Source organism: Photobacterium lucens, assembly GCF_009873615.1.
In the GTDB taxonomy this organism is placed as follows: Bacteria; Pseudomonadota; Gammaproteobacteria; order Enterobacterales; family Vibrionaceae; genus Photobacterium; species Photobacterium lucens.
The window spans coordinates 1-9,143 of record NZ_SSMG01000253.1; the positions used below are offsets into that span (position 1 = coordinate 1).

Sequence of the window (9,143 nt, forward strand, 5' to 3'; positions counted from 1 at the left end):
CATATGAGAACATAATAATTTTTAAAAAATTACAGACTGTCATTTTCATATGCTGATTTATTCATTTCATAAAAATAAAAAGCACCGATATATTTCGGTGCGAATAAATATTTCAGTGCCTACTCTTCTTCCATTAGTATTTTCATCATTTGCTGATGACGATTAAGGAAGTTACGAGTAATTTCATAATGCTCAGTATCTTCATAAGCGGTTTCGTAAATACCATTATCACTGAACTGGTAGATCTTCGCTCTTGGGTAAGCAAGTAGAATCGGTGAGTGAGTAGCAATAATGAACTGTGAACCATCTTCAACCAAACGGTGAATTTCAGACAGTGCCGCCATTTGCCTTGCAGGCGACAATGCTGCTTCTGGTTCATCCATAATGTATAAACCATTACCACGCAGTTTGTTGGAAATCGTCGCCATAAAAGATTCACCATGAGATTGATGATGTAACGACTGCCCACCGTAGCCTTGTAATGGCGGCGGTATTAGCTGATCTAAATAGGTAGCTACGTTATAAAAGCTCTCTGCCCTTAAAAAATAATAATCTTTAGGGCGTTTAAAGCTTTTTACTGTTTTGATGTAGCGATCTAACTCGGAGTGTGTTTGCTCGGTAGCAAAGCCTGTATTTTTATTACCGCCTTCTGCATTCAACCCCATTGCAACAGCGATAGCTTCAATTAAGGTTGATTTCCCAGCCCCGTTTTCACCAACAAAAAATGTTACATCAGGGTGAAACTCAATAAAATCCAGTTCTTTAATAGCAGGAATAGAAAAAGGAAATTGATCGTAGCTATCAATTTTGTCGCGCTTTAATTCAATTTCTCGTAAATAAGGCTTTTCTTCAAAGTTCATAACATCTCAAACGATATTGCTTATCTCTTCTCTTAGTTAACTGCGAGAAGGTAACATTGATCTGTCATCAATTTGAAATAAAAAGAGCGAGATATTCATACTCGCTCATTAAAACACCAGAATGATTCAGCTAAATTATTCAGGCTGACCTTGCGGTTTTTCAGCAGCATTGGTAGCGGGCTGCGTTGCGCTCTCTTCCGCGGTTGGCATTGATGCAGAAGCTTCAGCAGCAGTTGTTGTTGCTGCTGAGGTTTCTTTTGCCGAAGTTGTCTCTGCATTTGGTGCTGGCGCAGGATCTGAATGCGGAATAGGCTCCGCAGTTGAAGCTTCCTGTGAATGAGATTCTGGTGTCACTTGAGTCTCAGGAGCTGAATTTGAATACGTCTGTGTTTCTACCAAAGGCGCAGCGGCATCTTGCTGTACTTGTGCAGCAGTAGGTTGGGTTGATGCTGCCTCTAAGCCTGAGCAGGTCATACCAAGTTTTGTTAGCTTTTCAGCAAATGCTTTAGCTTTCGCTTCACAATAGCCTTTTTCATTTTTCGCATCCCATAACACTTCTGTGCCTGTTGATTTTATGTAATGAACTTCACAAGGAACTTGACTACCAGGATTCGTGTATACCACTTCAATTACGCGTTCAGAGTCGCCACGCTTACATACGTATTTATCTTGTGCCTGCGCTTGAAAAGCTAAAACAGTTAAAGCAACTAACAGTAATGGTTTCATAACTATGACTCCTAATAGCCATTCTCTATTCTTGAAAATCCTATCTTATGCGTTACACAGTGACTGGAAACTGAATACACAAACAAAGCAGGAATAAAAGATCATTGCCCATTCAGTATAAGATCTTTCGCTATTTTGAGAGGAATAATTAAATAAAAGACTCAATAACGAGTCTTTATCTATGCTTTTACTTTATATGAGGGGCTTATTCTTTAGGTAATACCCAATCAGGACGAGGGAAATGACAGGTATAACCTTTAGGTCGGTGAAGTAAATAATCTTGATGTTCAGGCTCTGCTTGCCAAAAATCACTGGCAGGCTCTACTTCAGTTACAACAACTCCCGGCCAAATACCAGACGCATTAATTCGCGCAATCATCTTTTCAGCAGCCATTTTTTGCGCATCAGAAGTATAGAAAATTGCCGAACGGTAAGAGGTACCAATATCATTACCTTGACGATTGGTCGTTGTTGGATCGTGAATTTGAAAAAAGTACGCCAAAATATTATCAAAACTGGTTTGGCTATCATCAAATATGATTTCAATGGCTTCTGCGTGAGTACCGTGATTAGGATACGTGGCATTTTCTACATCACCTCCAGTATAGCCAACACGCGTAGTCAGAACGCCTGTTTGGCGACGAATGAGATCCTGCATACCCCAAAAACAACCGCCCGCTAAAATCGCTTTTTGTTGTGCCATCGTTAATTCCTTCGTTTTCTTACATCCCAATTCGATATATACCCTACCAAATTTCTTTGATGTGTTTTGTTCTTAACTATCCAACTTTACGGGTACAGATCAACGTTGATTTAAGATTTACAGATCTCTTTTGAAGTACTTACCTCTATCACGTTACATGCGCAAGGCGTTACTTGAAGAACAGAATATTCTCTACGATTTTCATCGTTCGCACTATGATCTGATATTGTGATTCCTTTTTCACTTTGTCTAAGAGAGCTTGCAATAGTCAAAGTTTGTTCGTTTTCAAGGTGTATATTCAATTCAGCTATGCTAACTCTTATCTCTTGACCACTTTCATTTATATAAGAAACAGTCACGTTATTTCGTTTCATTGCTAAAGCCCTTAATTTTTATTATTTGTACGCTGAAAAATCAGGCAAGTTGAACAATCCTATTTCTTTTTTGTTTGTTTTTCTTCTTTTTCTTTTTGAAATTGAATATCACCTATGTGATAGAGATAGCGCGGATAAAAATACTGTACGTATTGTTACTGCTTGAACATGCCTGTTAACCCTGTAGCTCAACCCTATCACTCGTACTCTCCACCATAGAGTGGTAAAATCCGCATCCCATTTTGCGATAGATAACACCATGCACGATTCAATCTTTACTCCATTTCGCTCATCGATTGAGGCTATCGCCTTACCTGAACGTTTTACTTATCCTTTTTGTTATAAACCACATCCACTCAGTGTATTAGCTGCACAAGAGTTGCAACAACATCTAGAAACACAAACCGACTGGCAACACGATTTTGGTATAGATGGTTTAACACAAGGCAATCACACTGATGCTATTGGCACTATGTTCGGTGTATTAGTGGTACAAAACGCACAAGGCGAAATCGGTTATCTATCAGCATTTTCAGGTGATATTGCTGGGCAAACTCAACTGCCCCATTTTGTACCACCAGTGTTTAATACGCAGCAAACCGATCCAGAGATCCATGCAGGACAAACTGAGCTTGCAGCAATAGCGTCTGAAATAACGAGTGTAGAATCTTCGCCTCGTTTTGCTAAATTACAGCAACAATATAACCAAGCGAAAACACAAGCAGAGCAAGAGTCTGAAGCCTTTCGTTTGCAGATGATTGAACAGCGCAAACAGCGAAAATTACAACGTAAAGCAGCAGAGCAAAGTGATGATGAAGCCTTTAAAAGCGAGGAGTTTCATCGCTTAGCCCGTGAAAGCGCTTACGACAAACATCAGCAAAAAGCATTGCGCCAACAGTGGCAACAAACGCTGCTATCACTGAGCGAACAGCTTGAAACAGATACCACTGTGCTTGCTGAACTGAAAGCCAAGCAAGCTAAATTAGCAGCACAGTTAGAACAAAGTATTCATAGCCAATACCGCTTTGTGAACCAGTTTGAGGAATACAAAGATCTCAATCAACTGTTTGATGTGATCCCACAAGGTGCAGGAGACTGCGCCATCGTCAAACTGCTTCAATATGCATTTACTCATGACTTAACACCATTAACCATGGCGCACTTCTGGTGGGGCAAATCTCCTGCACCACAAATGCTAAAACATAAATACTTTTATGAAGCATCAAAAAACAAATGTGAGCCTATTTTAGCGCACATGTTGGCAGGCATTGCCGTCGACGATAACCCATTAGAGCAAAACCCAGCCGAAGGCAAAGAGCTAACGATTGTTTATCAAGATGATGACATGGTGATCATCAATAAACCGGCAGAGTTCCTATCCGTACCCGGTAAAACCATTACAGATTCAGTCTATAGCCGAATGCAAGCCATGTTCCCAGATAGCGATAGCCCGTTGATTGTCCATCGTTTAGATATGTCGACATCAGGATTAATTGTGATTGCGTTAACCAAGGATGCCCACAAAGCACTACAAAAACAGTTTATTGAACGTACGGTAGAAAAGCGCTACGTTGCCCTATTGGAAGGGACAAGTGAAGCGAATGAAGGCGTAATTGATTTTCCTATGCGAGTGGATTTAGACGATCGCCCTCGTCAAATCGTGTGTTACCAATACGGCAAGCCTGCACAAACCACATGGCAAGTGCTTGAACGTAAAGATGGCAAAACAAAAGTATATTACTTCCCGAAAACAGGTCGAACTCACCAACTTCGCGTTCATTCAGCCCATGCTAAAGGGATGAATATGCCCATTGTCGGTGATGACTTATACGGTCAAAAAGGTGAACGTTTATGCTTACACGCTCAATACCTAGCGTTCAATCACCCAACCACCAACGAACGTGTAGTATTTGAAGTCGCAGAAGATTTTTAACGTTAATGAAAACGCTTAAATAGCAAGGCTGAACCATTACTATCGAGTGTTTAATCAGCCTTGCTGCTTTTTAAAATGTGTTGCTTTGAACGTCGACAACGCTCAGAGCAATACTTCACATCATCCCAACACTGTTGCCATTTTTTACGCCAAGTAAACGGACGTTGGCAAACCACACAGACTTTCGATGGTAGATTGCATTTCTTGTGCACATTGAATTCTCGTTGAACTCACTATTTTTCCTTACGTGTTCAATCGTATTTTCGATTCAAAACCAGCACATTTATTCAACTTTCGCTTCAGCAAATAACCAATCACGAAACACTTGAGTTTTGGCAAGCGCCACAGATTCCGACTTATACACCACATAATAAGCCAGTGGTGAATCAAATTGGATATCAGGAAATAGCCGTATCAACCGCCCTGCTGCTAAATCATCTTTGACCATGACGCTGCGTGCTAATGCCACACCGCTACCATCAATCGCTGTTTGTAATACTGCTGCTGAGTTATTGATCTGAATATTATGGACTGATTGATGTTTCTCTACGCCAGCTTTTTCTAACCATGCCGACCATGTTGGAAATCCGGTATGTTCATCCATTGATAAATCATGAATTAAGGTTTCTTGTAGCAATTGCTCAGGCTTTGTTAGTCTTTCAGCTTGCTCTAATAATCGTGGTGAACACACTGGAAATACTTCTTCTTCCATGAGCTTTTCTGCCACCAGCCCCTGCCAATTCCCCGTACCATAACGCACACCAATATCGACACGCTGAATAACGAAATCGATCGGTTTTAAATTAGTATCTAGCCGCACATCCGTTTCAGGACACAGTGCTTGAAAACAATCAAGCCGTGGCAATAACCATTTAGCAGCAAACGCAGGACTGACAGTGACCGTTAATATACCGCATGTCGGGCTTTGCTGAAGCAGCTCTAACCCCAATGCTAATTTATCAAACCCTGCTCGAATATCCGGTAACGCACGCTCAGCCGTTTCCGTTGGCACTAACCGAATTTTTCCACTATTTGCTCGGTGAAATAATGGCGTATCTAACCACTCTTCCAAGGTTCTCACTAATTGCCCTACCGCAGCAGGGGTGACGTTTAGCTCTTCCGCTGCCGCAGAAAAACTTTGATGGCGTGCGCTGGCTTCAAAGGCTTTCAACGCATTTAAATGTATAGGTAATTTCATAGCGATAAAGTTTTTCTTTAGCGTAGTGACAGATTATCTCATTTGTCGGAATCATCAAAAACAACAAAAATGTCATCAAAGCCAATGAGCAGCTAATCAATGCTACTCAATCATAAAAATGACTCGAATAGCTTAAGACTAACATGAAAGTTTTTCTTTTGTTGAGAGTGAATAATAAAGACAACGAAAAAAGAGAGAGTAAAGCCATGAGTGAACTATTTGCAGGTAAAAAACTACTAGTGATTGGTGGTACTAGCGGTATGGGTTTTGAAACTGCCCGTCAGGTATTAGAACAAGGCGGTCGTGCCGTTGTCGTTGGTCATCGAGTAGAAAAAGCCGAGCAAGCACAACACGATCTTGCTCAATTTGGTTCTGTTGAAGCTTTAACTGCCGATCTGACAAGTGAGGCTGGGGTTAACTCACTGTTAGCCATCATTGATGAGAAGCACCAAGATATCGATCTATTAGTGAATGCTGCCGGTGTATTTTTCCCTAAACCATTTATTGAACACACGGGTGATGACTACGATAAATACATGCAGCTTAATCGTGCGTTTTTCTTCATCACTCAAAAAGTCGCGGCCAATATGATTGCCAATCATCGTAAAGGCGCCATTGTAAATATTGGCTCTATGTGGGGCAAACAAGCCATTGCTGCCACACCATCATCAGCCTATTCAATGGCAAAAGCAGGGCTTCATGCACTGACGCAACACTTAGCGATGGAGCTTGCTGCAAACAATATTCGTGTCAATGCAGTATCACCGGCAGTAGTACAAACCCCAATTTATGAAGGTTTTATTCCTAAAGATGAGGTACACACTGCCCTGCAAGGATTTAACGACTTCCACCCAATTGGTCGTGTTGGTACGCCTGCTGATGTTGCCAATGCCGTGACGTTCTTACTGTCTGATAAAGCGGATTGGGTCACAGGTGCCGTATGGGATGTTGATGGTGGTGTAATGGCAGGCCGTAACTAAACCAATAAATTACGTTAAATCAAAACGTTATTAATAAGTTTTTGGTGTCACTAAGGGTGATGGTATGACGACCATTGCCCTTCACTACTACGTTTACGAGGAGACTATCATGCATGTTAACGCTGATTTTACTCGCCCTGTCACCATTAGTGCCGATCGTTACCATTGGGTGGCATCGACCCAACCGGGCGTAGAACGCATGATGTTAGATCGCATTGGTGGTGAGAAAGCCCGTGCGACAACCGTGGTTCGTTATGCACCACAATCATCATTTCCTCATCATATTCACCCTGGTGGCGAAGAGATCTTAGTGCTATCAGGGACATTTTCCGATAGCACTGGTGATTATTCTGAAGGCTGGTATTTACGCAATCCGCCATCTTCAACGCACACGCCATTTAGCACTCAAGGCACGACGATTTTTGTCAAGCTATGGCAAATGCGTGAAGAAGATACCAAGACACAACGTATCAACACCAAGGATCTTAAGAACTGGCAATGTATCAATGGCAGAGCCGTTTGTGTCTTGTTTCATGATCGTTATGAAACAGCCAGTTTAGAAAAAGTCCCTACCTATAACCAAGTATGCGATTTAACAGTGGCAGCAACGGAAATATTGGTTGTGGAAGGTAGTGTTAAACGTGATGGGATCACATATCACCAAGGTAGTTGGTTACGATTACCACAACACTCAACACCTCAAGTGTATGCCGGTGAGCAAGGTGCCATTGTGTACATTAAACAAGGTGAATTTGTGAATATTGAAAGTGAGGCATGATCATGACACATAAAAAAGTAGCCATTTTAGGTGGCGGACTAAGTGGTCTTTATGCTGCCTATTTACTAGAGCAACAAGGGATCCAAGATTATATCTTACTCGAAGCTCGCGACATTCTAGGCGGTAGGATCATGGGATTTCAGCCCAATGATGAGCCATACTCGTTCGATCTTGGCCCGACATGGTTTTGGCCCGATATTCAGCCACAATTTGCACAAGTGATTGCTGATTTAGGCTTAGCCGTTTTTGCTCAAAACGATGATGGCAATATGCTAGTCGAACAATCGTTTGAGCAAGCCCCTCGTGAATTAGCAGGTTTTGTGACCTCCCCTACCTCTATGCGATTAACAGGCGGTATGGATAGTATTATTAAGGCGCTGGCAGCTAAACTAAAGAACCCTGATATTTACCTATCAACACGAGTAACACAAATAGAGCACAAGCGTGATTTAATCACGGTTCACTGCCAAGAAAGCCATGCCGATACAGAACATAGTGTTAATGTTGATCACATATTGTTGGCTATTCCACCACGTTTAGTCAGCCACAATATCGTGTTCTCACCATCACTACCTAAAGAATTGATCACGCAGTGGCAAAACACCGCGACATGGATGGCACCTCATGCTAAATACATTGCGGTTTATGAGCGTCCATTTTGGCGAGAGCAAGGGCTATCAGGCAGTGCACGTAGTATGGTTGGTCCTATGGTTGAAATTCATGATGCATCAGAGCCTAATCATTCAGCCAATCAGGATAACAATGCGGCACTGTTTGGCTTTATTGGCATTCCTGTCGCACAGCGAAAAATGATTGGAGAAGCCCAATTAAAAGCTTATTGCCAGCAACAACTCATTCGATTATTTGGTGAACAAGCTGCTACCCCAATAGCACATATCATTCAAGATTGGGCGCAAGAAACATTCACCGCTACTTCGTTTGATACGCAAGAGATGAGCCATAGTTTGCCTCCTGCTAATGCTCCTTTTCAGGGGGCGTGGGCTCGGAATATAACAGGCATTGCTAGCGAATGGGCACCGGAATTTCCCGGTTTTCTTGCTGGTGCAATTGAAGCGGCAAACATTGGTGTTACACGTTATATAGCCCTACATAAAGAAAATGCTAAGGCATAATATCAGCGACTAATGATTTTATATTCTGCTAGTACTTTATCATTATGTCGTAGCTAAACGTATTTCATGATATATTCCGCTCGCTATTAGATATAAATAGCGAGTAAAAATAATTATCAATCCACAACACTCACTGATAATTTATCAAGATAATCTAATAAGTACAGTGGTGAACACTCTTTCATTGCTATTCGACGTAGTATATCTGCGCTTTCATCATCACCGCCCAAGCAACGCTTAATCAACTGATTTATTTCAGTTTTTGTTAGACCATCGTAATTAAGGGTTTCAATCCATTTATATTCAACGGAATTTAAATCAGAAATAACCTGCCTTCCTAGCTTTAATTGACTCATTTGAAATCCTTCTAAATGGCAACGACTTAGACTATTTAATACAGGAAATAATAATATTTCAAATTATATTACGATTTAAAAACAAAAAAGCAGAGACATAAG

General features: G+C 41.3%; 11 protein-coding genes. 4 read left to right on the forward strand and 7 right to left on the reverse strand.

The features are described 5' to 3' along the window. Positions 1-119 precede the first annotated feature (119 nt). The 4 genes from E5A76_RS10960 to E5A76_RS10975 all read right to left on the reverse strand — a co-directional run bounded on the left by E5A76_RS10960 (position 120) and on the right by E5A76_RS10975 (position 2,663). Complete coding sequence (locus tag E5A76_RS10960) at positions 120-860, reverse strand: AAA family ATPase (protein WP_161118952.1); 741 nt, start codon at positions 858-860, stop codon at positions 120-122. Positions 861-995: 135 nt separating this feature from the next. Continuing rightward, the gene (locus tag E5A76_RS10965) at positions 996-1,586 is read right to left on the reverse strand and encodes a hypothetical protein (RefSeq protein WP_161118953.1); all 591 of its coding nucleotides are present in this window, start codon (positions 1,584-1,586) and stop codon (positions 996-998) included. A gap of 205 nt (positions 1,587-1,791) precedes the next feature. Continuing rightward, positions 1,792-2,289 carry a peptide-methionine (S)-S-oxide reductase MsrA gene (gene msrA, locus E5A76_RS10970; protein ID WP_161118954.1) on the reverse strand — a complete coding sequence of 166 codons (498 nt, stop codon included), beginning with the start codon at positions 2,287-2,289 and terminating at the stop codon, positions 1,792-1,794. Between the two features lie 110 nt (positions 2,290-2,399). Then, complete coding sequence (locus E5A76_RS10975; RefSeq protein WP_161118955.1) at positions 2,400-2,663, reverse strand: hypothetical protein; 264 nt, start codon at positions 2,661-2,663, stop codon at positions 2,400-2,402. Positions 2,664-2,922: 259 nt separating this feature from the next. Between E5A76_RS10975 and E5A76_RS10980 the strand changes: the two genes are divergently transcribed. Further along, positions 2,923-4,596 (forward strand): RluA family pseudouridine synthase, encoded by a 1,674-nt coding sequence (locus E5A76_RS10980; protein WP_161118956.1) that lies wholly within the window; start codon positions 2,923-2,925, stop codon positions 4,594-4,596. Positions 4,597-4,646: 50 nt separating this feature from the next. Here the strand turns inward: E5A76_RS10980 and E5A76_RS10985 are convergent, their stop codons facing one another. Beyond that, positions 4,647-4,808: a DUF2256 domain-containing protein gene (locus E5A76_RS10985; RefSeq protein WP_081001725.1), complete on the reverse strand. Its 162-nt coding sequence runs from the start codon at positions 4,806-4,808 to the stop codon at positions 4,647-4,649. A gap of 71 nt (positions 4,809-4,879) precedes the next feature. Continuing rightward, positions 4,880-5,794 (reverse strand): transcriptional regulator GcvA, encoded by a 915-nt coding sequence (gene gcvA, locus E5A76_RS10990; protein ID WP_161118957.1) that lies wholly within the window; start codon positions 5,792-5,794, stop codon positions 4,880-4,882. Positions 5,795-6,000: 206 nt separating this feature from the next. Between gcvA and E5A76_RS10995 the strand changes: the two genes are divergently transcribed. The 3 genes from E5A76_RS10995 (at position 6,001) to E5A76_RS11005 (ending at position 8,685) form a co-directional block, all read left to right on the forward strand. Then, positions 6,001-6,774, forward strand: coding sequence for an SDR family NAD(P)-dependent oxidoreductase (locus tag E5A76_RS10995; RefSeq protein ID WP_161118958.1), 774 nt, complete (start codon positions 6,001-6,003; stop codon positions 6,772-6,774). 64 nt (positions 6,775-6,838) lie between these two features. Continuing rightward, positions 6,839-7,552, forward strand: coding sequence for a cupin domain-containing protein (locus E5A76_RS11000; protein WP_237458781.1), 714 nt, complete (start codon positions 6,839-6,841; stop codon positions 7,550-7,552). Between the two features lie 2 nt (positions 7,553-7,554). Further along, on the forward strand, positions 7,555-8,685 hold the full coding sequence (locus E5A76_RS11005; RefSeq protein WP_161118959.1) for a flavin monoamine oxidase family protein: 1,131 nt from the start codon (positions 7,555-7,557) through the stop codon (positions 8,683-8,685). Between the two features lie 116 nt (positions 8,686-8,801). Here the strand turns inward: E5A76_RS11005 and E5A76_RS20410 are convergent, their stop codons facing one another. Further along, on the reverse strand, positions 8,802-9,041 hold the full coding sequence (locus tag E5A76_RS20410) for a hypothetical protein (RefSeq protein WP_053989405.1): 240 nt from the start codon (positions 9,039-9,041) through the stop codon (positions 8,802-8,804). Between the last annotated feature and the right edge of the window lie 102 nt (positions 9,042-9,143).